The following is a 24,791-nucleotide window of genomic DNA, read 5'->3' on the forward strand; positions in this document are numbered from 1 at the left end:
CTACCCTTGTCGCTGCCGGACTACTTCATATAGGAAAACGCCACAGGCAACAGAAACATTTAGGGAACCAATTTTACCCAGTAGAGGCAGTTTGGCCTGATGGTCCACCATGCCCAGTATGGAAGGGGAAATACCTTTTTCCTCCGAGCCCATGATAATGGCCGTGGGTTGGTCAAAAGTTATGGAATAGATATCATTTTCAGCCTTTTCGGTGGCGGCGGTAACGGATATGCCCGAGGATTGCAGATAAAAAAGAGCGTCCTTTAAATGGTCCACTTTGGCAATGGGAACGTTGAACACGGCACCTGCAGAAGTTTTTACCGTATCATCGGTTATGGGGGCCGAACCATTTTTGGGAACAATGATCCCATGGACACCACAGCATTCCGAGGTACGGATAATGGCCCCAAAATTCCGTACATCGGACACTTGGTCCAGAAGTAGGAAGAAGGGCATTTTTTCCTCAGAAAGGATCTTTTCCACCATGGTTTCAAAATCTTGGAACTGAACTGGCGAAATCTGGGCCACCACACCTTGGTGGTTGTTCCGTGTCATCCGGTTCAATTTTTCGATGGGAACATAGGACGAGCTCAGGCCCGATTTGCGGATAGTGGACTCCAACTCTTTGAACAGTTCTCCTTTCAGTCCTTTTTGGATAAATATCTTATTGATGGGCTGATCGGCGTGTATTGCCTCCAAAACCGCACGTATACCATAAATGAGTTGGTTGTCTATCATGGCGCAAAAGTAAATAAAAACGGCCATCTGAGGATGGCCGTTTTGCAATAGTTGTCTTGGAGAGGACTATGAATCTTTATTAGAGTTCAAGTAGTTGAAAACCTTGATCAGGTCATTTTCGTCCTTAAGATTAATGTTTTGCTCTTTTATATAATCTTTTAGCTCTTCTTCATTTGCGCTACCGAAAGTTTTGACAAACTTGCCTTTGTTGGTGGGAATCAATTGGGCGAATTTGGCCCCGTCCTTCATATAATAAAATTCCACAAATTGAGAGAACTTGTTAGGCGTAGGCCTAACCATGGAGTTTACAGGTTTTGTGCCCTCGGTAAATTTTACATTTTTCTTGAACAAAAGGTTATAGTCCTTTCCTTCGTCGATTATATAGAAATAACCATTCTTCACCAATTCGTCTTTGTTCTCATAGGTCATCATACTAATTTCCTGACCGGTAACCTGATCTACAACCTTCAATTGTTTCATGGTGGCCAATGAAGTAGGGTTCTCTTCCGGAAGCGATGAGTCTTTGATCTCAATTTCATCATTGTATGCATTGTGCCTGTAATACATGTTTCCTACAAGTTCATCTTTGTAGTACACTTTACAGGGAACAAAGTTTTCATTTAAGTATGGTGAGCCAACGGTGTTAAGGCCCATTGCATCAGTATTCAAATTTTTTCGGAGAGCCGAAAAGAAAGCCCCACCTTGTCCTGATCCATTAAAGGTTTCAAGATTTGATCCTCCCATCCCAACCTGTCCATATGACAATGTTGTAAGGGCAGAAAGAAGCAATAAAGTTGTGATGTGTTTCATAAAAGAATTTTTTGCAAAATAAGAAAAATATAATGGTTTCAAGGTTTAAGCATGTTAATTTGTAAATTCCTAAGAATTAGTGGTTTTAACTCTTATAAAGGCAAAAAAAATACCACCCGATCGGGTGGTATTTAAATTTTTGTTCAATCTTAATTTTAGTTGGCCGCTGTCAACTGTAAAACATAACCATCATAAATACCAGCAAAGGTAAGATTGAGTGTCATGTCTCCGGTACAGGTATTGATAGTTCCGTCTCCGGTAACATCTGCACAGATAAATCCGTCATAATCGAAACATTCGTTCGATGCCAAAGTAACATTTCCATCACCATCCACTACTGTTACTTTAATGTAAGAAGTGTCTGGATTAAAGATGTATGGATTGTTTGTGGATAGAATTCGGAAGCTCAAAGGATCGTCTGGATCTGGAATTACCGGTAGCGTTTCTCCTGGGGAATAATCCTCCCAAGTATCGGTAACCACTTCAAAATCCCCATTAAATAATGTGGAAGTATCCGTAAGACCACATTTGAAGGCAATAGCGTAGAAGAATGGTGATGAGTAGTAGCCACCGATAGCGGCTACGTCACCACTCGCATCTCCTTTGGTATAAGATCTACCGTCTGTGGTAAATACTTCCCACACTACCTCGAAGGAATCCACTCCCTCCACATCAGCTTGATCAATACCCAAAGCTGTAAGGGCTTCACCATAGGTAAAACTGAAAGTAGTTGTTGGTTCACCAAATTCATTGTTGGTGAAACTTGAGGCAGGGAGGGTTTCAACCAGTGCTGTACCGGAAATGTCCGATCCACTGACCTCGGTGTCGGTAATGCTCACGGAGAAATCCACATGGTCCAAAAGCGTGTTGTTCTCACCGTCTTGGTAAGAGGCCACCATAGTAAAAGTGGAAGAGGTATCATTAACATCGATGACGGTACCTGCAGTACTTACAATTCGCAAGAACGCACCTTGTTCTACTTGGTCAAAGACCTTGTCGATGACCTTTTCTTCACTGTCGCATGCCGCAAAGGCTATAATTAAGCTACATGCAATAGATTTTATTAATGTGTTTTTCATAGTCTCTTTATTAGTTTGAATAAGGGAATGATGGTCCTGCAGGATTGGTATCCCAGAAAACCTGAACGGTCTGCGTAGCCTTCTGTGTAATGTTCGAGTTGTTGTTCGCTGCATTGGAAGGGTAGAAGAATGATCTTATAAAGCTTCCTGGATCTGGCTCTAAATTGGGCTGCAGGTTGCTTGGGTAACCAGTTCTTCTGTAGAAGTTATAGGCATCGATTCCGTTTCCGTATAGGGCTACGAACATCTCTTGTCCCAAAACGTTCCATCCACCAGTTGCATCTGCATCAAAAGCCGCATCAATGGTGTCACTATGATCAGAGATCTCAGTGGCAGTAGGCTCGTAAGTTTCTACATCGGCAGCAGAGTCAAGCGATCCAAAGGTCAACACCTTTGATACCGACTTGCTCAAACCAGCCAAAACAAAATTTTTGGCAGTACCTGGATCGTTGGCCAACATGGCTACTTCCGCTCTCCAGAAGTCTACGGTTGAAGCCAACAATACTGGAGTGATACCAGCACCACCACCACCTTCACCAAGTACGCGACCTTCGAAAGTGTTGTCGTCAAAAGCACCTCCAGCTGGGTATACTCCTACCAAAGTCCTTAGGAATCCATCTGGTGGAATACCTTCATCATTCCCGTGGTCACGTCCCCAATATCCATTGGTCAACGTACAGAAAGGGAAACCTGCATAGTGTGCTGGAGCAGTTTGCAAAGAACATTCCAAAGTTTCCAAGCTTGGTTCTGCACCATCTGATCCAGGGGTGAACTCATTTTGACGATAGAAATAGTAACGCATCCTTGGATCCGCAGTATCCATCATGTATTGTATCAAACTGTTAGAACGGTAACGGCCACCACCGGAAGTAGTATAGTCGGCACCGTATGCAGGGTGACGTGTGTCAGGGGAAACCTCGTTTGTACCCCAAGTAAACTGCATGTCGTCAGCAACTGATTGAATGTAGTTACCACTACTTATAATGCTATTGAACTTGCTAACGGCATCGCTGGACGCCAATCTTTCGGTGATATAGATTTTAAGCTTCAAGGTGTTACAAGCTTTGATCCATTTGCTGGCACTTCCATTATAGAAGAAATCATTGTCAGGAGCAACTCCACCGCTATTGAAGGCTGCAATGGCTTCATTCAATAGGGTTTCTATATTGGCATAGATGTCAGCGCCGGAGTCTGGGCTTGGGTTAAAGTTATCCGCACCATTGTTTGCTTCAGAATAAGGGACATCTCCCAAGAAATCCACCAACATGGACATGGTGTAAGCTTCCATGAATTTACCCATTCCTATGTGATAATTCAGTTCTGATGCTTCAGCAAGGGTATACATGGCATAAGTATCGGTCAAAATCTCGGTGTAGGCATCTTCCCATCTGCCATCAAAAGATGAAGGAGAAAATGCAGTACGATACTGTCTAGATCCCATATATTCGATACGGGTAACTTGGCCACCTGTACGTCCAAAATCTTCTACTATTCGAATAAATGTTTCCTGAATCCCATTCAATAAGAAGTTGGGATCGGCATTGTCTGTTGACAATGCATTTGGATCCGTTCTCAAATCCAATTCTGTGGTCTCGCACGATTGGAACAATACCATTCCGAATGCCAGTGCTAAACTCAATATTTTTACTATTTTTTTCATAACGAAGTTATATTATTTTATGTCCTTGATTAGAATGTGGCTTTAACACTTACACCATATCTCTTTGAACTAGGTCCGTTCAACCAGTCAAAACCACGTCCGTTACCAACACCAAGACCAGCTACGTTAGGGTCAAAGTTTGCACTCTTTGGCGTATTGAAGGCCTCATACCAAAGGTTGAAACCAGATACGGTGAAAGAAAGCGAACCAAATGGTGTTTTGTCCAAGAATTTCTTAGGTACTGAATAACCCAAGGAAACTTCCTGCAATCTCAAAGTAGTAGCGTCATAAATATTCATCTCAGCTGGACCGAAAAGTACATTGCTGAAATAATAGGCAGAGTTGTTGATCTGTACATTGTTAGGCTCCCCACTGGTGTTATAACCTGGCAATACGAAAGAAGTCTCACGATCATCTGTATCTGCAATTAGACCCCTACCCAATAAGGTAGCAACAGTTTGGGAATAAATGTCACCTCCATGTACATAATTGAACAAGAAGTTGAAGTTGAATCCTTTATAGCTGAACGTATTGTTCACGTTCAAGATGAAATCTGGGTTTGGATCACCAATAACAGGCAACCTGTCATTTTCATCCACCTCTTCAGAAATGTAGTTACCACTACTATCGGTCAAGAAGTTTCCATTTTCATCCCTTGCAACCCTACTACCTACGATCACACCCAATCTTTCGCCTTCGATGGCTGCGTTACCCAAGTTGGAGTAACCGGAGTAAACGATTAAATCGGTATCGGCTCCCAAATCGGTAACTTCGGAATAACCGGTGTTAAAGTTGGTATTCACGGACCAGTTAAGGTTATCACCTCTAATCAGGTCAAATCCCAAATCAATTTCAAGACCCTTTCCTTTGATCTCACCCACGTTGGTCTGAATCAAAGTACCACCTGTACTCGGATCTAAAGGTCTATTGATGATCAAGTCTTTGGTAATCCTTTGATAAGCAGAAAGATCAAGATTTACAAAATTGAAGAAACGTCCTTCCACACCTACTTCGATCTCAGAATACTTTTCTGGCTTGATGTTTGGGTTGGCCACTGTATTGGATACAGAGTTGGTCACTACGTAGCCACCATCATCGTTGATGAAATCCTGCGTATTGATACTTAAGTTAACGGAAGTTGGAAATCCTTCGGCAAAACCAGCAGATTCTCCATAACCACCTCTAAGTTTCAAGAAATTGACACCGCCTTGGCTTTGTAGACCATCAATGGCAGAAGTTGGAACAAATGAGAAACTTGCTCCTTTGTAGAATAGGGATCTATTGTCAACAGATTGGTTGGATACCCAGTCATTCCTTCCATTCAAAGTCAAATAAAGGAAATTGTTATATCCAAAATCTACCTGACCATATAAACCTACGATGTTTTTGTAAGAAGTGTATTGGATTTCGTTTTGAAGGTCGAAGTTGAAGTGTCTCAACACCCCAAAAACATTCTGTCCACTACTGAAAACACCTTGTCTGTCATAATTGGTAGACCTTGTGGTTCCACCAACGTTAAAGGTCATGTCCAATTTTTCGGTAAGGTCGTAGTTACCGGTCAAAATTAAACTGTGGTCCCAAATGGTATTGTTGTTGTCCCAAGTTCCGTAGATACCTGAAATGTATTGGGTAGATACCCCAACACCACCTTTGTCCTGTGCTTCGGTGTTACGCTCGTTATAAATGTCATAACCGAAACGGTACAAGATGTTCAAGTTCTCGGTAATGTCATATTGTAGGGACATGTTACCAAAAGCCCTGTTGGTCAACTGGCGCGTTTTAGCGTGAGCCACAGTCCAAAGTGGATGCTGGATGGAGTTGTTCTGTCTATAGTAAACACTTCCTCCGGTAATTGGGTTTTCATAAGGAAGTCCCATCAAATCCACGGATCGTGGAGTAAAGAAGATGTTACTGAAAACAGAAGAACCATTTCCAACAACTTGGTTACCATCCCCCAGGGCAACAGGAGGTGATTTAAAGTCGGTACGTGAGTAGTTCATGGTACCGGAAACGGTGAACTTGTTGCTCAACATGGCTCTACCACCGATCCCGATAGTATTTCTGTTCAAAGAGTTTCCTCTGGTAAAACCTTGGTCTTCCAAATGTCCAAAAGTGGCGTTATAAGAAACTTTTCCATCATCGGAAGAGCCTCCCGCATTGATGGACAAGTTGGCTACAGTACCTGTTTTGAAGAACTCCCCTACAGAATCATAAGGTTTCCATGCATACCTTCTTCCTTGATATTCTGGGAAGGCTGCTGGGATACCTGTAGCAGATCCGGCAGTTGAATAGGGGTGTAGGATGGTTCCATCTGACTGTAGGTCATATGTACCTGGGAAGTTGGCGGCATTTCCCCAACCTGCTCTACCTTCTTTTTCGAAGCTTGGTCCCCAGTTACTGAAGAACCATCCGAATGCTTGGTCAAAACCGTTACCATATTTCATGGTATATTCCGGCATGGAGGCAATTTGGTTGAAGAATAACGAAGAAGTTACCGTAATCTCTGATTTTTTGGGCTTTCCTCCGGCAGCGCCGTTTTTGGTAGTAATCAAGATCACACCATTTTTACCGGCTTCACCATAAAGAGTGGCTGCTGAAAGTCCCTTAAGTACGTTTACTTCTGCAATACTGTTAGGGTCCAAATCCAGGAACCTGGAAGAACCGTTGTTACCGTCCTCAAAATCACCTTGTGCGTTGGTGTCACTACTGAAAGGTACACCATCCACAATAAATAAAGGCTGGTTGTTTTGACTAAACGATTGGTAACCACGAATAACGATATTGGTAGCAGAACCGGAAAGACCACTCTGCTGGGTGATGTTAACACCAGAAGCTTTACCACTCAGAATCCTACCCACATCACCTTCTGTTTTCTGCTCAAGCTGATCGGCACCAACAGAAGAAACTGCATAACCAAGCGCTTTCTTTTCACGCTTGATACCTTGTGCGGTTACTACTACCTCTTCAAGTGCCTGGGTGTCTTCCACCATCTGAACATTGACCACACTGCCTGCTCCAACAACTCTTGTTGCAGGTTTTTGACCTATATAGGTAAAGAGCAATGTTTGACCTTGACTTGCACTGATCGAATAGTTTCCATCAAAATCTGTTTGGGTACCGTTGCTGGTCCCTTCAACGACAATGTTGACCCCAGGTAGAGGGAGGCCGTCGGCATCCGTAACTGTACCTGTAATCGTCTTGTCTTGTGCAAAGGATATATGCACAACAAACGCCAATAATAGCGTTAACAATCCATTAAGTTTTGTTCTCATTGTTAAATTATTTGAATTAGCTAATGGCTAAAATCATAATTTCATGTTAATAATCCAAACTAATTTTATAAAATCTTTAAGACTGCGTTCGTAAATGCAATAACTGCAAAATGTTTCTGAATGATTGAAAACTCTTCAATTTGATGGGGTGTGAATTGATCTTAATGCAAATAACATGGTATATGCCCTGAAATCATTGGGGGTTGGTTCATTGAAGTACCTAAAATACCCCAAATTGATACTTTGGAAGGGATGGGGTGCTTCTTGCTTTTTGTTAAGCAAAAATTAACAAAATGGAAATATCCGCTTTTTATACCTTAATATATTATTAAGCTTTTACTGAGGTTTTTTGACGGTCAATTTGGTTTGTTGTATGCCGTTGCCGCCGAGTGTCGGATTATTAAGAGATTTTTCTGGGATTATTGTGGACCCTTTCAAATTCGGATGAGTGCCATGAAACATTTTTCGGACTTTTTTTTAGGTCGCAGGCAAAATTAATTCCCTTCCATTTGAATTATTCCGAAATATCACTACATTTGCAGCCCTCAAAATGAGGGTTATTCAGTTTTTAAAAGAAATTTAATGCCAACAATTTCACAATTAGTACGAAAAGGAAGGGCCACGATTACCAAGAAGAGTAAATCGGCTGCTTTGGATTCGTGTCCTCAAAGAAGAGGGGTTTGTACGCGTGTGTACACCACTACACCAAAGAAACCAAACTCTGCAATGCGTAAAGTTGCCAGGGTAAGGTTGACCAACGGTAAAGAGGTGAACGCCTACATCCCTGGTGAGGGACACAATCTTCAAGAGCACTCGATAGTATTGGTAAGGGGCGGAAGAGTAAAGGATTTGCCTGGTGTTCGATACCATATCGTTCGCGGGGCGTTGGATACCGCCGGTGTTGCCGGTAGAACACAACGTCGTTCGAAATATGGTGCTAAGCGTCCTAAAAAGTAATCAACTTTAAGAAGAAGCGATGAGAAAAAAGCAGGCAAAGAAAAGACCATTATTACCAGACCCAAGATTTAACGACCAGCTTGTTACACGTTTTGTGAACATGATGATGTGGGATGGTAAAAAGTCAATTGCATTCAAGATTTTCTACGATGCAATCGATATTGTTGATGAGAAAAAGACCGACGAGGAAAAAACAGCCTTGGAACTATGGAAAGATGCTCTTTCCAATGTAATGCCACACGTAGAGGTAAGAAGTAGGAGGGTTGGTGGTGCTACATTCCAGATTCCAATGCAGATCCGTCCGGACAGAAAGATATCCACTGCCATGAAGTGGTTGATCAGTTACTCCAGAAAGCGTAACGAGAAATCCATGGCCCAGAAATTGGCCGCCGAAATCTTGGCCGCTGCCAAAGAAGAAGGTGCTGCAGTGAAGAAAAGAGTAGATACACACAAAATGGCCGAGGCCAATAAAGCATTCTCACACTTTAGATTCTAATTCACAACATGGGAAGAGATTTAAAATATACAAGGAATATAGGTATTGCAGCTCACATCGATGCTGGTAAAACAACTACTACTGAACGTATTCTTTTTTATACTGGTGTGAGTCACAAAATTGGTGAGGTGCACGATGGTGCGGCCACTATGGACTGGATGGAGCAAGAGCAGGAGCGTGGTATTACCATTACTTCTGCCGCTACTACCTGTACGTGGCAGTTTCCTTTGGAAAATGCCCAACCTACGCCTGATACAAAGCCATACCACTTTAATATCATCGACACTCCCGGGCACGTGGACTTTACCGTTGAGGTAAACCGTTCTTTGCGTGTTTTGGATGGATTGGTATTCTTGTTCAGTGCCGTTGACGGTGTTGAGCCACAATCTGAAACCAACTGGAGGTTGGCCGATAACTATAAAGTGCCACGTATCGGTTTCGTGAACAAAATGGACCGTCAAGGTTCCAACTTCTTGAACGTGTGTAAGCAGGTTCGTGAGATGTTGGGCTCCAATGCAGTGCCAATTGTGTTGCCGATCGGTGATGAGGCCGACTTTAAAGGTATCGTGGATTTGGCCAAAAACAGGGCTATCGTATGGCACGATGAAAACTTCGGTTCTACTTTTGATGTTGTGGATATTCCTGCTGACATGGAGGCTGAAGTTAAAGAATACAGAGCTGCCTTGATCGAGGCTGTTGCTGAATATGATGAAAATCTGATGGAGAAATTCTTCGAAGATGAAGATTCCATCACTGAAGAAGAAGTGCATGCTGCTTTGAGAGCTGCGGTAATGGATAGGGCAATCATCCCTATGATCTGTGGTTCTTCTTTCAAGAACAAGGGGGTTCAGTTCCTTTTGGATGCTGTTTGCCGTTACTTGCCTTCTCCTTTGGATAAAGATGCTATCATCGGTATCAATCCAGATACAGAAAAAGAAGAAAAAAGAAAACCAGATCCAAAAGAACCTTTTGCTGCTCTTGCATTTAAGATTGCTACCGATCCATTCGTAGGTCGTTTGGCATTCTTCAGGGCATATTCTGGTCACTTGGATGCAGGTTCTTATATCTTGAACAACCGTTCAGGAAACAAAGAGCGTATTTCCCGTATCTATCAAATGCACGCCAACAAGCAAAATGCCATTGAGTTTATCGAAGCTGGTGATATCGGTGCTGCTGTTGGGTTCAAGGATATCAAGACCGGGGATACCCTTTCTGATGAAAAACACCCAATTGTTTTGGAAAGCATGCAATTCCCTGATCCTGTGATTGGTATTGCTGTGGAACCAAAAACAAAGGCTGATGTTGATAAAATGGGTATGGCTTTGGCCAAATTGGCCGAAGAAGATCCAACCTTCCAGGTTAAAACCGACGAGGCTTCCGGTCAGACCATCATTTCTGGTATGGGCGAGCTTCACTTGGATATCATCGTGGATCGTTTGAGACGTGAGTTCAAGGTTGAGGTGAACCAAGGTCAACCTCAGGTTGAGTACAAAGAGGCCCTTACGGCTAAGGCAAACCATAGGGAAGTTTACAAGAAACAGACCGGTGGTCGTGGTAAGTTCGCGGATATCGTGTTCTCCATGGAGCCAGCCGAAGAAGGTAAAGTTGGATTGGAGTTTGTTAACGAGATCAAAGGAGGTAACATTCCTAAAGAATATGTTCCATCTGTAGAAAAAGGATTCAGGGAAGCCATGAAGAATGGTCCTTTGGCCGGATTTGAGATGGACAGTATGAAGGTTACCCTTTCCGATGGATCTTTCCACCCTGTGGATTCTGATTCCTTGTCCTTCGAATTGGCCGCGAAATTGGGTTACAAAGCTGCTGCCAGAGCTGCAAAAGCAGTGTTGATGGAGCCGATCATGAAGTTGGAGGTGCTTACACCAGAGGAAAACATGGGTGATATTGTAGGTGACTTGAACCGTAGAAGGGGGCAAGTGAACAACATGGACGATAGGGCCGGTGCCAAAGTGATTAAAGCTGAAGTGCCACTTTCTGAAATGTTCGGATATGTAACCTCATTGAGGACCTTGTCTTCAGGTAGGGCAACATCCACCATGGAATTTTCACACTATGCCGAAACCCCTTCCAATATTGCAGAGGAAGTGATCAAGGCAGCTAAAGGAGTAACAGCATAATTATCAGCAAGATGAGTCAAAAAATTAGAATTAAATTGAAATCTTACGATCACAATTTGGTGGACAAATCTGCTGAGAAGATCGTGAAAACAGTTAAAACAACTGGTGCTGTGGTTACTGGACCCATTCCATTGCCAACGCACAAAAAGATATTTACGGTTTTGCGTTCACCCCACGTGAACAAAAAATCGAGGGAGCAGTTCGAATTGAGCTCTTACAAGAGACTTTTGGACATTTACAGCTCTTCATCAAAAACCATCGATGCCCTTATGAAGCTTGAGCTTCCCAGTGGTGTTGAGGTTGAGATCAAGGTCTGATAATCAGTTGTAAGTGTTGAGTCTTAAGTTTTGATTGTTCAGAACTGTCAACTTAAAACTTATAACTAAAATGTACATGTCTCTGACGATGGTCAGGGAAAAACGGAGAAAGAAAAAAATCTGGGTCAGAGCAGAAAATTTTCTTGACCCAATTTTTTTGCCAAGAAATTGGCACAATTAAAAAAGTAAACAATTAATAATTAATAAATATGTCTGGGTTAATAGGTAAAAAAATCGGCATGACCAGCATTTTTGACGAGAATGGAAAAAACGTTCCATGTACCGTTATAGAAGCTGGACCATGTGTGGTTACCCAAGTCAGAACCGAAGAGGTTGACGGGTACAAAGCCCTTCAGCTTGGTTTCGATGACAAGGCAGAAAAACGTGCTAACAAGGCCGAAACAGGTCACTTTAAAAAAGCAGGTACTTCTCCTAAAAAACAAGTCATTGAGTTCCAAGGATTTGAAGGTGAATACAAATTGGGAGATACTGTTGGTGTCGACATTTTCCTTGAAGGAGAGTTTGTTGACGTTGTAGGTACATCCAAAGGAAAAGGATTCCAAGGTGTTGTTAAACGCCATGGTTTTGGTGGTGTTGGACAATCCACCCACGGTCAGCACAACAGATTGAGGGCCCCTGGTTCCATTGGTGCTGCTTCTTATCCTGCCAAAGTTTTCAAAGGAATGAAAATGGCCGGTAGAATGGGTGGTGAGAGAGTGACCGTACAGAACTTAAGAGTATTGAAAGTGGTTCCGGAGAAAAACATCTTGGTTGTAAAAGGATGTGTGCCCGGTCACAAAAATTCATACGTAACAATTCAAAGGTGGCAATAATGAAGGTAGCAGTATTAGATATCACAGGAAAAGAGACCGGAAGAAAGGTAGAGCTTTCTGACGATGTTTTCGCCATTGAGCCCAATGAGCATGCCATTTATTTGGATGTGAAACAATATTTGGCCCACCAAAGACAAGGTACCCACAAAGCCAAGGAAAGAGGAGAGATCGCTGGTAGTACCAGAAAGATCAAAAAACAAAAAGGTACCGGTACCGCAAGGGCAGGTAGCATTAAGTCTCCTGTTTTTAGAGGTGGTGGTAGGATCTTTGGTCCAAGACCTAAGGATTATTCCCAAAAGTTGAACAAGAACCTTAAGCGATTGGCTAGAAAATCTGCCTTGACCCTTAAGTCAAAAGAGAACGCTTTGGTCGTTGTGGAGGATTTCAATTTTGAAGCACCGAAGACCAAGGATTTCGTTAGTTTCTTGACTTCATTGGGATTAGAAAATAAAAAGTCCCTTATTGTGTTGGGCGATACAAATAATAACGTATATTTGTCGTCGCGTAATTTGGAGCGTTCCGAAGTTGTAACTGGTTCAGAATTAAACACTTACAGAATTGTTCATGCGAACAGTGTAGTGCTTACTGAAAGTGCTTTGGAAGGAATTGAATCGAACCTAAAGAAATAAGAATATCATGAGTGTGTTGATAAAACCGATAATTACGGAGAAAATGACCGCTGACAGCGAGCTTTTCAATCGCTATGGTTTCTATGTTGATCCAAAGGCCAACAAGTTGGAAATCAAGGAAGCGGTAGAGGCTACTTATGGTGTTTCTGTGGAAAAGGTAAGAACCATGAACTATGGTCCAACGCGTAAGAGTCGCTATACAAAAACCGGAATCCAACACGGAAAGACGAACGCCATGAAAAAAGCGATCGTTGATGTTGCCGAAGGTGATATTATTGATTTTTACAATAATCTATAAAGACGAGAGATGTCAGTTAGAAAATTAAAACCGATAACCCCTGGTCAGCGTTTTAGAGTAGTAAACGGATTTGACGCGATTACTACTGATAAGCCGGAGAAAAGCTTGCTTGCTCCGTTAAAAAAGTCAGGTGGTAGGAACAGTCAAGGTAAAATGACCATGCGCCACAGAGGTGGAGGTCATAAAAGAAGATATCGTATCATCGATTTCAAAAGGGACAAACAAGGAGTGGATGCCACTGTGCAATCCATCCAGTATGATCCCAACAGAACTGCATTTATCGCCTTGGTAGAGTACGCAGATGGTGAAAAAAGATATGTGATCGCACAAAATGGAATGCAGGTAGGACAGGCTATCCAATCCGGAACCGGTTCTGCTCCTGAGATTGGAAATGCACTTCCTTTGGGTGAGATTCCTTTGGGTACCATCATTTCCTGTATCGAATTGAGACCTGGACAAGGTGCCGTTATGGCCCGTAGTGCTGGTACGTTCGCACAGTTGATGGCGAAGGACGGCAAGTTTGTGACCATCAAATTGCCATCTGGTGAAACCCGTATGGTGTTGGCCACATGTTTGGCAACCGTAGGGGCTGTTTCCAACTCTGACCACCAATTGTTGGTATCTGGTAAAGCAGGTAGAAGCAGATGGTTGGGCAGAAGGCCAAGAACTAGGCCAGTGGCCATGAACCCTGTGGATCACCCAATGGGTGGTGGTGAAGGAAGGGCTTCCGGAGGTCACCCAAGATCTAGAAACGGTATTCCTGCAAAAGGTTACAGGACCCGTTCCAAGACCAAGGACACCAATAGGTACATCGTAGAACGTAGAAAGAAATAAAAGAAAAAGTAAATGGCACGTTCGTTAAAAAAAGGACCATTCGTTCATTATAGTCTGGAGAAAAAAGTTCAGACCAATATAGAGACAGGTAAGAAAACAGTTATCAAAACGTGGTCAAGAGCCTCTATGATAACCCCAGATTTTGTGGGACAGACCATCGCGGTACACAACGGTAAACAATTTGTACCCGTGTATGTAACCGAGAACATGGTAGGTCACAAACTTGGAGAATTTTCACCAACACGATCTTTTAGGGGTCATGCTGGAGCTAAAAACAAAGGTAAAAAGTAAGTAAGCAATGGGAGTTCGTAAAAGACAAATGGCCGAAAGGTTAAAGGAAGAGAAAAAGCAACTTGCTATCGCAAAGCTTAACAATTGCCCAACATCTCCAAGGAAGATGCGTTTGGTGGCGGATTTGGTAAGAGGGAAACAGATTGAGATGGCTTTGGCCATCCTAAGGTTCAATCCCAAGGAAGCATCCAGAAAATTGGAAAAACTATTGCTTTCTGCCATCGCCAACTGGGAAGCTAAAAATGAGGATGCCAGTATTGAGGATGCTGATCTTTACATCAAGGAAATCCGTGTAGACGGTGGAACCATGTTGAAGAGATTGAGACCAGCTCCACAAGGTAGAGCCCACAGAATCAGAAAACGTTCCAATCATGTGACCATGATCTTGGAGTCCAATAACAACGTTCAAAGCTAGAAGAAGAATATGGGACAAAAGACCAATCCAATAGGAAATCGCTTAGGAATTATCAGAGGATGGGAATCCAACTGGTACGGAGGAAACGATTACGGCGATAAGCTGGCTGAAGACGATAAGATCAGAAAATATGTCCATGCCCGTTTGGCCAAGGCCAGCGTGTCAAGGGTCATTATAGAGAGAACCTTGAAATTGATCACCATCACCATTACCACGGCACGTCCTGGTATCATCATCGGTAAAGGTGGACAAGAGGTAGATAAACTTAAGGAAGAGCTTAAGAAAATCACCAACAAAGAGGTTCAGATCAATATTCACGAGATCAAGAGACCTGAATTGGATGCCAATTTGGTAGCTGCCAGTATCGCAAGACAGATCGAGAGCAGGATTTCATACAGAAGGGCCATCAAAATGGCTATTGCAGCTGCAATGCGTATGAATGCCGAAGGAATCAAGGTTCAGATTTCAGGACGTTTGAACGGTGCAGAGATGGCACGTTCAGAATCTTATAAAGAAGGAAGGATTCCATTGTCTACTTTCCGTGCCGATGTGGATTATGCCTTGCACGAAGCCCACACTACCTATGGTAGATTGGGTGTGAAGGTTTGGATCATGAAGGGTGAGGTCTATGGAAAAAGAGAACTTTCCCCATTGGTAGGATTGAGCAAGAGTCAACCAGGAAAAGGCGGTAAACAAGATGGTGGTAAAAAACCACGCCGTAGAAAGTAATAAGATAAAGTAAGGTAAGATGTTACAGCCAAAAAGAACAAAGTTTCGTAAGGCCCAGAAAGGGCGTATGAAGGGAATCTCACAAAGAGGACACCAGCTTTCCAATGGAATGTTCGGTATCAAGTCCTTGGACTCCCACTTCATCACCGCCCGTCAAATTGAGGCTGCGCGTATTGCTGCGACAAGGTACATGAAAAGACAAGGTCAATTGTGGATCAAAATATTCCCGGACAAGCCCATCACCAAAAAACCTCTTGAGGTTCGTATGGGTAAAGGTAAGGGTGCTCCAGAATATTGGGTAGCTATTGTGAAACCTGGAAGGATCATGTTCGAGGTGGCCGGGGTTCCCCTGGATGTTGCCAAGGAAGCCTTGAGGCTTGCGGCACAAAAGTTGCCCGTGAAGACCAAGTTTGTGGTAGCTAGGGATTATTCCGCTTAATTTTTAATTGAGAAGAAAGATGAGACAATCAGAAATAAAAGAACTTTCAATTGAAGAGCTAAAGGAAAAGTTGGCCGAGTTGAAGAAACAACATGCCGATCTTAAAATGGCTCACGCCGTTACTCCTTTGGAAAATCCTTTACAGATCAGAAAGACCAGAAGGACGGTGGCAAGACTTGCAACTGAATTAACTAAAAGGGAATTACAATAATTGGTTCTGCCTTATGGAAAACAGAAATTTAAGAAAAGAAAGAATAGGCGTTGTTACCAGCAACAAAATGGAGAAATCAATTGTGGTTTCTGAGGTAAAACGAGTTAAGCACCCTATGTACGGTAAATTCGTTTTGAAGACCAAGAAGTATGTAGCCCACGATGAGAAAAACGATTGCAACGAAGGTGACACCGTTAAAATAATGGAAACCAGACCTATGAGCAAAACAAAATGCTGGAGGTTGGTAGAAATCCTAGAAAGAGCTAAATAATTATGGTACAGCAAGAATCAAGATTAAAGGTTGCGGACAATACCGGTGCAAAAGAAGTTTTGACCATCCGCGTACTGGGAGGTACAAAGAGAAGATATGCTTCCCTAGGTGACAAGATTGTTGTGTCCGTTAAGGAGGCAACTCCTAACGGTACCGTTAAAAAAGGTTCTGTGTCAACAGCTGTTGTGGTTAGGACGAAAAAGGAAGTAAGAAGACCTGATGGTTCTTACATCCGTTTCGACGACAACGCCTGTGTATTGTTGAACGCTGCTGGTGAGATGAGGGGTACCCGTGTATTCGGACCTGTTGCAAGGGAGTTGAGGGACAGACAGTTCATGAAGATTGTTTCATTGGCGCCAGAAGTGCTATAAAAGAATTATCAGAGAGATGAAGTTGAAAATCAAAACAGGGGATACGGTCAAGGTCATTGCGGGAGACCACAAGGGCAGTGAAGGTAAAGTACTTCAGGTAGACCGTGAAAAGAACAAAGCTATCGTGGAAGGCATCAACGTGGTGTCCAAACATGAAAAGCCAAGTGCTAAGAATCCTCAAGGAGGCATAATCAAAAAGGAAGCACCTATCCAAATCTCCAACCTAGCATTGATCGATCCAAAATCTGGAGAGGCTACCCGCGTGGGTTATGAAGTTAGGGATGGTAAGAAAGTAAGGGTTTCCAAAAAATCCAATGAAGTAATTTAGTCATGAGCTACATTCCAAGATTAAAACAAGAATATAAGGAGCGTGTGATCAAGGCTCTTACCGATGAGTTTGGGTACCAGAATGTAATGCAGGTTCCAAAATTGCAAAAGATCGTAGTAAGCCGTGGGGTCGGTGCAGCCGTATCCGACAAGAAGCTTATCGACCATGCCGTGGATGAGTTGACCATGATCACAGGTCAGAAAGCGGTGGCCACCCTTTCCAAAAAGGACGTTGCTACGTTCAAATTGAGAAAAGGTATGCCTATCGGTGCCAAAGTAACCTTGAGAGGTGAGCGCATGTACGAATTTTTGGATCGATTGATTACCTCTGCCCTTCCAAGGGTACGTGATTTCCAAGGGGTTAAAGCTACCGGTTTTGATGGTAGGGGTAACTATAACTTGGGTATCACCGAGCAAATCATCTTTCCAGAGATCAATATAGACAGGATCAACAGGATCAACGGTATGGACATTACCTTTGTTACTTCTGCTGATACTGATAAAGAAGCAAAATCATTGTTAACCGAACTGGGAATACCCTTTAAAAAGAACTAGTATGGCCAAGGAATCAATGAAAGCCCGTGAGAGAAAAAGGGCGAAAATGGTTGCAAAATATGCCGAGAAAAGAAAAGCCCTAAAAGAGGCTGGCGATTATGAAGCCCTTCAAAAGCTTCCGAAGAACGCATCTCCGGTACGTATGCGCAACCGTTGCAAATTGACCGGAAGACCAAGAGGTTACATGAGAACTTTTGGTATATCCAGGGTTACTTTCAGGGAAATGGCCAACCAGGGCCTTATCCCAGGAGTTAAAAAGGCAAGTTGGTAATTTAGATAAAGAAAAGAAATGCTTACAGATCCAATTTCAGATTATTTGACCAGGATTAGAAATGCCAGCAAGGCAGGTCATAGGGTAGTGGATATTCCCGCTTCCAATCTAAAGAAACAGATTACCAAAATATTGTTCGACCAAGGATATATTTTGAGCTATAAGTTCGAGGAAGACGAAGTACAGGGGAACATCAAGATTGCCTTGAAGTACGATAAGTTTACCAAAGAGCCCATCATCAAAAAATTGCAAAGGGTAAGTAAGCCTGGTTTGCGTAAGTATGCAGGTTCCGAGGAGCTACCAAGGGTATTGAACGGTTTGGGGATTGCCATCGTGTCCACTTCACATGGAGTGATGACCAGCAAGCAGGCCAAGCAAGAGAATGTGGGTGGCGAAGTATTGTGCTACGTATATTAATAGAGAAAAGAGTAGAAAAATGTCAAGAATAGGTAACAGTCCAATTGCAATTCCTGATGGTGTGACCGTTGAAGTAAAAGATTCAGTGGTTACCATTAAAGGTAAGTTGGGAGAGCTTTCACAAGAATTTTCAGAAGTAGAGGTGAAGGTAGAGGATGGCAGTGTTTCAGTGGAAAGACCTTCCGATGCCAAAGAGCATAGAGCTAAACACGGTTTGTACCGTGCCCTATTGGCCAATATGGTAAAAGGGGTATCGCAAGGATGGTCCAAGGAATTGGAATTGGTGGGTGTTGGATACAGAGCCAGCAACCAAGGACAAAAGTTGGATTTGGCCCTGGGCTTCTCCCACAACATCATCCTGGACATCGCTCCAGAGGTGAAGGTTGAGACCGTTTCCGAAAAAGGGAAGAACCCTATTGTTAAACTAACATCTCACGACAAGCAATTGGTAGGCCAAGTTGCCGCCAAGATCAGATCTTTCCGTAAGCCAGAGCCTTACAAAGGAAAAGGTATCAAGTTTGTTGGTGAGCAACTAAGAAGAAAAGCAGGTAAATCAGCTTAATAATTAAGACTATGGGATTATCTAAGACTGAAAGAAAATTTCGCATCCGAAGAAGAATCAGAAAAGTATCCTTCGGAACTGAAGCAAGACCAAGATTGTCTGTGTTCAGGAGCAATAAGGAAATATATGCCCAGTTGATCGACGACAACAAAGGGGTAACTTTGGCATCTGCCTCATCCAGGGATAAGGAAATCGACGCCAAAGGAACCAAGAGTGAAGTCGCTACAAGCGTGGGTAAGGCCATAGCGGAAAAGGCCCTTAAGCTAGGTATCGAGGCCGTGGCTTTTGATAGGGGAGGAAACCTATATCACGGAAGAGTAAAATCATTGGCTGAAGGAGCTAGGGAAGCAGGACTAAAATTCTAAGAAAACTATGTACCAGAATTACAAGAACGTAGAGACAGTTAAGCCAGGTGGACTGGAGTTGAAAGACCGTTTGGTTGGAGTACAAAGGGTTACCAAGGTAACCAAGGGAGGTAGAGCCTTTGGTTTTTCAGCGATTGTCGTTGTAGGTGATGAGAACGGAGTTGTTGGACATGGTTTGGGAAAATCCAAAGAAGTTGCCACAGCTATTGCAAAGGCCATTGAGGATGCCAAGAAAAACTTGGTTCGCATTCCTTTGAACAAAGGAACCCTTCCCCATGAGCAAAAAGGTAAGTTCGGTGGTGCCAGGGTATATATCCAGCCAGCATCACACGGTACCGGAGTAATTGCTGGTGGAGCCGTAAGGGCGGTATTGGAAGCCGTTGGTGTACATGACGTATTGTCCAAGTCACAAGGTTCATCCAACCCCCACAACGTGGTAAAAGCTACTTTCGACGCCTTGTTGCAATTGAGAAGTGCCGATACCGTTGCCAAGCAAAGGGGAGTTTCTTTGGAAAAAGTCTTTAAAGGATAAATCGAGGATATTATGTCAAAGATTAAGGTAAAACAAGAAAAAAGCGCCATCAAAAGGCCAGAGAACCAAAAAAGAACTTTGGAGGCTCTTGGTCTGCGCAAGATAGGGCACGTTGTGGAACACGAAGCAACGCCCAGTATCCTTGGAATGATTAATAAGGTAAAACACTTGGTTTCCACTGAGGAAGCTTAAATATAGAGGCACATGGATCTAAATAATCTTAAACCAGCCGAAGGCGCTGTGCACAAAGAAGGAAAACGTTTAGGTAGGGGTGAAGGTTCCGGTAAAGGGGGTACAGCTGCCCGTGGACACAAAGGAGCCAAGTCTAGATCTGGATATTCCAAGAAAATTGGTTTTGAAGGTGGTCAGATGCCTTTGCAGAGACGTGTTCCCAAGTTCGGTTTCAAGAACATCAACAGAAAAGAGTACAAAGGAATCAATTTGGGTAAATTGCAGGAGTTGGTAGATAAAGGTACCGTTAAAGGTGAAGTGACCTTGGATACTTTGATCGACAACGGATTGGCCCACAAAAATGATTTGGTAAAGATTTTGGGTGATGGCGAATTGAAAGCGTCCCTAAAAGTATCTGTACATAAATTTACTGCTTCCGCTAAAGCCGCTATCGAGGCTGCTGGAGGTGAGGCAATAAGTTTATAAGTAGTGTAGCATGAAGAAATTTATTGAGACCATATCTAATATCTGGAAGATTGAGGAACTGAGACAACGTATCATCCTCACCTTAAGTCTATTATTGGTTTACCGATTTGGTGCCCAGATTGTACTTCCCGGTATTGATACAACCCAATTGGCCCAATTGACTTCCAACACGGAGCAGGGTATTTTGGGTATATTGAATGCTTTTACGGGTGGGGCTTTTGCCAATGCATCCGTTTTTGCCTTGGGGATCATGCCATACATCTCCGCTTCCATTGTAGTGCAGTTGATGGGAATAGCAATTCCTTATCTACAAAAACTACAAAAAGAAGGGGAAAGTGGTAGAAAGACCATCAATCAAATTACCCGTTGGTTGACCATTGGTATCTGTATTGTTCAGGCCCCTGCTTACTTGTATGGTTTAGGAGCCTTGGGTGTGCCGGATAGCGCATTCGTTTTGGGCAAAGGAATGGATTTCATCGTGCCAGCAGTGATCATCTTGGTGACTGGGTGTGTGTTCGCCATGTGGTTGGGTGAGAAAATCACCGACAAAGGTATCGGTAACGGTATCTCTTTGTTGATCATGGTTGGGATCATCGCTAGAATGCCACAAGTATTCGCTCAGGAATTCGTGTCAAGGACTACCAACAATACAGGTGGTATCATGTTCATCTTGATAGAAATCATCGTTTGGTTCTTGGTTATCTTGGCCAGTGTGTACTTGACCATGGCCGTAAGGCAGATTCCTGTACAATATGCGCGTAGAACAGCTTCCGGTGGATACGAAAAGAACATCATGGGTGCAAGGCAGTACATTCCGTTGAAGTTGAATGCTTCCGGGGTAATGCCTATCATTTTCGCCCAAGCGATTATGTTCGCACCAAGTTTGTTGGGTAGAACGTTCAACAATACAGCCGTAGGACAGTGGATGGAAGTCCAGTTTGCCGATATTTTCGGGTTGGCCTACAATACATTGTTTGCAATTTTGATTATCATATTTACCTACTTCTATACCGCAATTACCGTGCCTACCAACAAAATGGCCGATGATTTGAAAAGAAGTGGTGGTTTTATCCCAGGTATCCGTCCAGGTAAAGAAACTGGGGATTTCTTGGATCATATCATGTCCTTGATCACCTTGCCAGGTTCCATTTTCTTGGCCCTTTTGGCTGTTTTGCCAGCCATTGTGGTAAAGTTGATGGATGTTCAAGCAGGTTGGGCCTTGTTTTATGGAGGTACATCCCTATTGATCATGGTGGGTGTTGCAATAGATACGGTACAGCAAGTAAATTCTTATTTGTTGAACAGGCATTATGACGGCTTGATGAAAACCGGAAAAAATAGAAAAGTAGCATAATTTATGGCAAAGCAGCCAGCAATAGAACAAGACGGGACTATCATTGAGGCATTGTCAAACGCAATGTTCAGGGTAGAATTGGAAAATGGGCATGTTGTTACGGCGCACATCTCCGGGAAAATGAGGATGCACTACATCAAATTGCTCCCTGGGGATAAAGTAAAGTTGGAAATGAGCCCATACGATTTAACAAAAGCAAGAATTACTTATAGATACTAGTTACAATGAAAGTAAGAGCATCAATAAAGAAGAGAAGTGCCGACTGCAAGATTGTTCGCAGAAAAGGCAGATTGTACGTAATCAACAAAAAGAATCCTAGATTTAAACAAAGACAAGGGTAATTATGGCAAGAATTGCAGGTGTAGATATACCTAAACAAAAGCGTGGCGTTATTTCGCTTACCTACATTTTCGGTGTGGGCAAGAGCAGGGCGCAAGAGATTTTGAAAGCAGCCCAGGTAAGCGAGGATACCAAGGTTTCAGATTGGACCGATGACGAGATCGGTAGAATTAGGGATGCAGTTTCCGCTTATACTATTGAAGGTGAGCTTCGCTCGGAGACCCAAATGAACATCAAGCGTTTGATGGACATCGGTTGTTACCGTGGAATCCGTCACAGAGCTGGTTTGCCACTTAGGGGTCAACGTACCAAGAACAACTCTAGGACCAGAAAAGGAAAAAGAAAAACAGTTGCCAACAAGAAAAAAGCAACTAAATAATAAAACATAGTCATTAGTCTTTAGACGTTAGAAGAATCTGTTTGAAATGTAAAAGTCTAGGATTCCAATAACTAAAAACTAACACTAGAAACTAAAAAATATGGCAAAGGCAAGTACCAAAGTCGCTAAAAAGCGCAAAGTAATAGTAGAATCTACAGGAGAGGCGCACGTGGTGGCATCTTTCAACAACATCATCATTTCCCTTACCAATAAAAAGGGAGATGTGATTTCTTGGTCTTCTGCAGGTAAAATGGGATTCCGTGGATCTAAAAAGAACACCCCATATGCTGCACAGGTAGCCGCCGAGGATTGTTCCAAAGTAGCTCACGAAGCAGGATTAAGAAAAGTGAAGGTTTACGTTAAGGGACCAGGTAACGGTAGGGAATCCGCTATCCGTTCCATCCACAATGCTGGGATCGAGGTTACCGAGATCGTGGACGTTACGCCACTACCACACAACGGTTGTAGACCTCCAAAAAGAAGAAGAGTTTAATCAATTTTAATAATGGCCCGAATAGGGTCTTCACCAGAAGGCGCAGTTTAGATTATCGAAGGATAAGCCTTAATTCATAATCGCGCTTTCCAATTTTAAGAAGATGGCAAGATACACAGGACCAAAATCAAAAATCGCTAGAAAGTTTGGAGAAGCGATTTTCGGGGACGACAAGTCTTTTGAAAAGAAAAATTACCCTCCAGGACAGCACGGTAACAACAGACGCCGTGGTAAAAAATCAGAATATGCTATCCAGTTGATGGAAAAGCAAAAGGCCAAATACACATACGGTATTTTGGAGCGACAGTTCCGTAACCTATTTGAGGAGGCCAAAAGAAAAGAAGGAGTAACCGGTGAGATATTGCTTCAATTGTGTGAGTCCCGTTTGGACAACGTAGTCTACAGAATGGGCATCTCTCCTTCAAGAAGGGGAGCACGCCAGTTGGTTTCACACCGTCATATCACCGTTAATGGTGATGTAGTGAACATTCCTTCCTACAAACTAAGAGCCGGCGACGTTGTTGGTGTTAGGGAAAAATCAAAATCTGTTCAGGCTATCGAGGATTCGTTGGCGGCCAACAGTTCCGTTTACGAATGGATTACCTGGAACACCGAGAAAAAAGAAGGTACTTTTGTGGCCGTTCCAGAAAGACTTCAGATTCCAGAGAACATCAAGGAGCAACTGATCGTCGAATTATACTCTAAATAAGAATTCAACATTAATCCAATTATGGCATTACTTAATTTTCAGAAGCCCGATAAAGTTATAATGATAGATTCAACAGATTTCGAAGGGAAATTTGAATTTCGCCCTTTGGAACCTGGCTACGGATTAACAGTTGGGAATGCGCTGAGAAGGGTATTGCTTTCCTCTTTGGAAGGTTTCGCCATCACTTCTGTGCGCATAGATGGAGTTGAACATGAGTTTTCTGTTATCCCAGGCGTTGTTGAAGACGTAACTGAGATCATACTGAACCTTAAACAAGTGAGGTTCAAAAGACAAATTGATGATGTTGAGAGCGAGACCGTTTCCATTTCCGTTAGCGGGAAGGAACAGTTGACCGCCGGAGATTTCCAAAAATTCATTTCAGGATACCAAGTCCTTAACCCCGATTTGGTAATCTGTAACATGGATCCAAAAGTGAGCATCAACTTGGAGATCGTGATAGAAAAAGGACGTGGTTACGTTCCTGCAGAGGAAAACAAAAAATCCAACGCACCGCTTGGTAGCATTGCTGTGGATTCTGTGTACACTCCCGTAAAGAACGTAAAATACAGCATCGAGAACTACAGGGTTGAGCAAAAGACCGATTACGAAAAATTGGTTTTTGAAATCATCACCGATGGTTCCATCCATCCTAAGGATGCGTTGACTGAGGCTGCTAAAGTTTTGATCCACCACTTTATGTTGTTCTCTGACGAACGCATCACTTTGGAAGCTGACGAGATTGCACAGACCGAAACCTATGATGAGGAGTCCTTGCATATGCGTCAGTTGTTGAAGACCAAATTGGTAGACATGGATTTGTCCGTAAGGGCACTGAACTGTTTGAAAGCTGCCGAGGTGGATACCTTGGGAGATTTGGTTTCTTTCAACAAGAACGATTTGATGAAGTTCAGGAACTTCGGTAAAAAGTCCTTGACAGAATTGGAGGAATTGGTCATCAACAAAGGCCTTCAATTTGGAATGGATTTGAGCAAATACAAATTAGATAAAGATTAATTAATCATATTTTGCTCCCCGGTTCCGATTGG

36 protein-coding genes are annotated in these 24,791 nt (G+C 42.9%); 31 read left to right on the forward strand and 5 right to left on the reverse strand.

What is annotated here, in order from left to right; all coding sequences use genetic code 11:
* The 5 genes from rlmB to D2U88_RS06050 form a co-directional block, all read right to left on the reverse strand.
* On the reverse strand, positions 1 to 765 hold the full coding sequence (gene rlmB / locus D2U88_RS06030) for a 23S rRNA (guanosine(2251)-2'-O)-methyltransferase RlmB (RefSeq protein WP_235855733.1): 765 nt from the start codon (positions 763 to 765) through the stop codon (positions 1 to 3).
* Between the two features lie 39 nt (positions 766 to 804).
* Complete coding sequence (locus D2U88_RS06035; RefSeq protein ID WP_119639400.1) at positions 805 to 1,548, reverse strand: hypothetical protein; 744 nt, start codon at positions 1,546 to 1,548, stop codon at positions 805 to 807.
* A gap of 155 nt (positions 1,549 to 1,703) precedes the next feature.
* The gene (locus D2U88_RS06040) at positions 1,704 to 2,627 is read right to left on the reverse strand and encodes a hypothetical protein (protein ID WP_119639401.1); all 924 of its coding nucleotides are present in this window, start codon (positions 2,625 to 2,627) and stop codon (positions 1,704 to 1,706) included.
* A 10-nt stretch (positions 2,628 to 2,637) separates the two neighbouring features.
* The gene (locus tag D2U88_RS06045; protein ID WP_119639402.1) at positions 2,638 to 4,287 is read right to left on the reverse strand and encodes a SusD/RagB family nutrient-binding outer membrane lipoprotein; all 1,650 of its coding nucleotides are present in this window, start codon (positions 4,285 to 4,287) and stop codon (positions 2,638 to 2,640) included.
* A 29-nt stretch (positions 4,288 to 4,316) separates the two neighbouring features.
* Positions 4,317 to 7,559, reverse strand: coding sequence for a SusC/RagA family TonB-linked outer membrane protein (locus D2U88_RS06050; protein ID WP_119639403.1), 3,243 nt, complete (start codon positions 7,557 to 7,559; stop codon positions 4,317 to 4,319).
* 582 nt (positions 7,560 to 8,141) lie between these two features.
* Here D2U88_RS06050 and rpsL point away from each other — a divergent pair.
* From rpsL to D2U88_RS06205, 31 genes are all read left to right on the forward strand, one after another.
* Positions 8,142 to 8,516, forward strand: coding sequence for a 30S ribosomal protein S12 (gene rpsL / locus D2U88_RS06055; protein WP_013305196.1), 375 nt, complete (start codon positions 8,142 to 8,144; stop codon positions 8,514 to 8,516).
* A gap of 19 nt (positions 8,517 to 8,535) precedes the next feature.
* Complete coding sequence (gene rpsG / locus D2U88_RS06060; protein ID WP_119639404.1) at positions 8,536 to 9,012, forward strand: 30S ribosomal protein S7; 477 nt, start codon at positions 8,536 to 8,538, stop codon at positions 9,010 to 9,012.
* Between the two features lie 8 nt (positions 9,013 to 9,020).
* The gene (gene fusA, locus D2U88_RS06065; RefSeq protein WP_119639405.1) at positions 9,021 to 11,147 is read left to right on the forward strand and encodes an elongation factor G; all 2,127 of its coding nucleotides are present in this window, start codon (positions 9,021 to 9,023) and stop codon (positions 11,145 to 11,147) included.
* Between the two features lie 11 nt (positions 11,148 to 11,158).
* Positions 11,159 to 11,464, forward strand: coding sequence for a 30S ribosomal protein S10 (rpsJ, locus tag D2U88_RS06070; RefSeq protein WP_013073266.1), 306 nt, complete (start codon positions 11,159 to 11,161; stop codon positions 11,462 to 11,464).
* Positions 11,465 to 11,673: 209 nt separating this feature from the next.
* Entirely contained in the window at positions 11,674 to 12,297 is a 624-nt protein-coding gene (rplC, locus tag D2U88_RS06075; RefSeq protein WP_119639406.1) for a 50S ribosomal protein L3, read from the forward strand.
* Positions 12,297 to 12,926 carry a 50S ribosomal protein L4 gene (rplD, locus tag D2U88_RS06080; RefSeq protein WP_119639407.1) on the forward strand — a complete coding sequence of 210 codons (630 nt, stop codon included), beginning with the start codon at positions 12,297 to 12,299 and terminating at the stop codon, positions 12,924 to 12,926. The genes rplC and rplD overlap by 1 nt, the downstream gene beginning before the upstream one ends.
* A 7-nt stretch (positions 12,927 to 12,933) precedes the next feature.
* Positions 12,934 to 13,224, forward strand: a complete 291-nt coding sequence (gene rplW / locus D2U88_RS06085; RefSeq protein WP_119639408.1) for a 50S ribosomal protein L23 — start codon at positions 12,934 to 12,936, stop codon at positions 13,222 to 13,224.
* A 9-nt stretch (positions 13,225 to 13,233) separates the two neighbouring features.
* Complete coding sequence (rplB, locus tag D2U88_RS06090) at positions 13,234 to 14,058, forward strand: 50S ribosomal protein L2 (RefSeq protein ID WP_119639409.1); 825 nt, start codon at positions 13,234 to 13,236, stop codon at positions 14,056 to 14,058.
* A 12-nt stretch (positions 14,059 to 14,070) separates the two neighbouring features.
* Positions 14,071 to 14,349 carry a 30S ribosomal protein S19 gene (rpsS, locus tag D2U88_RS06095; RefSeq protein ID WP_119639410.1) on the forward strand — a complete coding sequence of 93 codons (279 nt, stop codon included), beginning with the start codon at positions 14,071 to 14,073 and terminating at the stop codon, positions 14,347 to 14,349.
* Between the two features lie 7 nt (positions 14,350 to 14,356).
* Positions 14,357 to 14,764 (forward strand): 50S ribosomal protein L22, encoded by a 408-nt coding sequence (rplV, locus tag D2U88_RS06100; protein ID WP_073181014.1) that lies wholly within the window; start codon positions 14,357 to 14,359, stop codon positions 14,762 to 14,764.
* Between the two features lie 9 nt (positions 14,765 to 14,773).
* Entirely contained in the window at positions 14,774 to 15,493 is a 720-nt protein-coding gene (gene rpsC, locus D2U88_RS06105; RefSeq protein WP_119639411.1) for a 30S ribosomal protein S3, read from the forward strand.
* Between the two features lie 19 nt (positions 15,494 to 15,512).
* Positions 15,513 to 15,932 carry a 50S ribosomal protein L16 gene (rplP, locus tag D2U88_RS06110; RefSeq protein ID WP_119639412.1) on the forward strand — a complete coding sequence of 140 codons (420 nt, stop codon included), beginning with the start codon at positions 15,513 to 15,515 and terminating at the stop codon, positions 15,930 to 15,932.
* A 19-nt stretch (positions 15,933 to 15,951) separates the two neighbouring features.
* The gene (rpmC, locus tag D2U88_RS06115; RefSeq protein ID WP_090293759.1) at positions 15,952 to 16,143 is read left to right on the forward strand and encodes a 50S ribosomal protein L29; all 192 of its coding nucleotides are present in this window, start codon (positions 15,952 to 15,954) and stop codon (positions 16,141 to 16,143) included.
* Positions 16,144 to 16,156: 13 nt separating this feature from the next.
* Positions 16,157 to 16,414 (forward strand): 30S ribosomal protein S17, encoded by a 258-nt coding sequence (rpsQ, locus tag D2U88_RS06120; RefSeq protein ID WP_119639413.1) that lies wholly within the window; start codon positions 16,157 to 16,159, stop codon positions 16,412 to 16,414.
* 2 nt (positions 16,415 to 16,416) lie between these two features.
* Positions 16,417 to 16,785 (forward strand): 50S ribosomal protein L14, encoded by a 369-nt coding sequence (gene rplN / locus D2U88_RS06125; protein ID WP_072881245.1) that lies wholly within the window; start codon positions 16,417 to 16,419, stop codon positions 16,783 to 16,785.
* A 16-nt stretch (positions 16,786 to 16,801) separates the two neighbouring features.
* Positions 16,802 to 17,113, forward strand: a complete 312-nt coding sequence (gene rplX / locus D2U88_RS06130) for a 50S ribosomal protein L24 (RefSeq protein ID WP_119639414.1) — start codon at positions 16,802 to 16,804, stop codon at positions 17,111 to 17,113.
* A gap of 2 nt (positions 17,114 to 17,115) precedes the next feature.
* Complete coding sequence (gene rplE, locus D2U88_RS06135; protein WP_119639415.1) at positions 17,116 to 17,667, forward strand: 50S ribosomal protein L5; 552 nt, start codon at positions 17,116 to 17,118, stop codon at positions 17,665 to 17,667.
* 1 nt (position 17,668) lies between these two features.
* Positions 17,669 to 17,938: a 30S ribosomal protein S14 gene (rpsN, locus tag D2U88_RS06140; RefSeq protein ID WP_116218582.1), complete on the forward strand. Its 270-nt coding sequence runs from the start codon at positions 17,669 to 17,671 to the stop codon at positions 17,936 to 17,938.
* Positions 17,939 to 17,956: 18 nt separating this feature from the next.
* Positions 17,957 to 18,355: a 30S ribosomal protein S8 gene (rpsH, locus tag D2U88_RS06145; RefSeq protein WP_119639416.1), complete on the forward strand. Its 399-nt coding sequence runs from the start codon at positions 17,957 to 17,959 to the stop codon at positions 18,353 to 18,355.
* A 19-nt stretch (positions 18,356 to 18,374) separates the two neighbouring features.
* Positions 18,375 to 18,917, forward strand: a complete 543-nt coding sequence (gene rplF, locus D2U88_RS06150) for a 50S ribosomal protein L6 (protein WP_119639417.1) — start codon at positions 18,375 to 18,377, stop codon at positions 18,915 to 18,917.
* A gap of 11 nt (positions 18,918 to 18,928) precedes the next feature.
* Positions 18,929 to 19,282, forward strand: a complete 354-nt coding sequence (gene rplR, locus D2U88_RS06155) for a 50S ribosomal protein L18 (RefSeq protein WP_119639418.1) — start codon at positions 18,929 to 18,931, stop codon at positions 19,280 to 19,282.
* 7 nt (positions 19,283 to 19,289) lie between these two features.
* Entirely contained in the window at positions 19,290 to 19,814 is a 525-nt protein-coding gene (gene rpsE / locus D2U88_RS06160; protein WP_119639419.1) for a 30S ribosomal protein S5, read from the forward strand.
* A gap of 12 nt (positions 19,815 to 19,826) precedes the next feature.
* Positions 19,827 to 20,006 carry a 50S ribosomal protein L30 gene (rpmD, locus tag D2U88_RS06165; RefSeq protein ID WP_119639420.1) on the forward strand — a complete coding sequence of 60 codons (180 nt, stop codon included), beginning with the start codon at positions 19,827 to 19,829 and terminating at the stop codon, positions 20,004 to 20,006.
* A gap of 12 nt (positions 20,007 to 20,018) precedes the next feature.
* Positions 20,019 to 20,471 carry a 50S ribosomal protein L15 gene (rplO, locus tag D2U88_RS06170; protein WP_119639421.1) on the forward strand — a complete coding sequence of 151 codons (453 nt, stop codon included), beginning with the start codon at positions 20,019 to 20,021 and terminating at the stop codon, positions 20,469 to 20,471.
* Positions 20,472 to 20,481: 10 nt separating this feature from the next.
* Positions 20,482 to 21,825, forward strand: coding sequence for a preprotein translocase subunit SecY (gene secY / locus D2U88_RS06175; RefSeq protein WP_119639422.1), 1,344 nt, complete (start codon positions 20,482 to 20,484; stop codon positions 21,823 to 21,825).
* A 3-nt stretch (positions 21,826 to 21,828) separates the two neighbouring features.
* Complete coding sequence (gene infA / locus D2U88_RS06180) at positions 21,829 to 22,044, forward strand: translation initiation factor IF-1 (protein WP_014031991.1); 216 nt, start codon at positions 21,829 to 21,831, stop codon at positions 22,042 to 22,044.
* A gap of 5 nt (positions 22,045 to 22,049) precedes the next feature.
* Positions 22,050 to 22,166, forward strand: coding sequence for a type B 50S ribosomal protein L36 (gene ykgO / locus D2U88_RS06185; RefSeq protein ID WP_010519235.1), 117 nt, complete (start codon positions 22,050 to 22,052; stop codon positions 22,164 to 22,166).
* A 2-nt stretch (positions 22,167 to 22,168) separates the two neighbouring features.
* The gene (gene rpsM, locus D2U88_RS06190) at positions 22,169 to 22,543 is read left to right on the forward strand and encodes a 30S ribosomal protein S13 (protein WP_119639423.1); all 375 of its coding nucleotides are present in this window, start codon (positions 22,169 to 22,171) and stop codon (positions 22,541 to 22,543) included.
* Between the two features lie 100 nt (positions 22,544 to 22,643).
* A complete protein-coding gene (gene rpsK, locus D2U88_RS06195; protein WP_119639424.1) occupies positions 22,644 to 23,036 on the forward strand; it encodes a 30S ribosomal protein S11 in 393 nt (130 codons plus the stop codon).
* A gap of 103 nt (positions 23,037 to 23,139) precedes the next feature.
* The gene (gene rpsD / locus D2U88_RS06200) at positions 23,140 to 23,745 is read left to right on the forward strand and encodes a 30S ribosomal protein S4 (RefSeq protein WP_119639425.1); all 606 of its coding nucleotides are present in this window, start codon (positions 23,140 to 23,142) and stop codon (positions 23,743 to 23,745) included.
* A 21-nt stretch (positions 23,746 to 23,766) separates the two neighbouring features.
* On the forward strand, positions 23,767 to 24,759 hold the full coding sequence (locus tag D2U88_RS06205) for a DNA-directed RNA polymerase subunit alpha (protein ID WP_119639426.1): 993 nt from the start codon (positions 23,767 to 23,769) through the stop codon (positions 24,757 to 24,759).
* The last annotated feature ends 32 nt before the right edge of the window (positions 24,760 to 24,791 follow it).

The organism is Flagellimonas aequoris (assembly GCF_003584165.1).
Classification (GTDB): domain Bacteria; phylum Bacteroidota; class Bacteroidia; order Flavobacteriales; family Flavobacteriaceae; genus Flagellimonas; species Flagellimonas aequoris.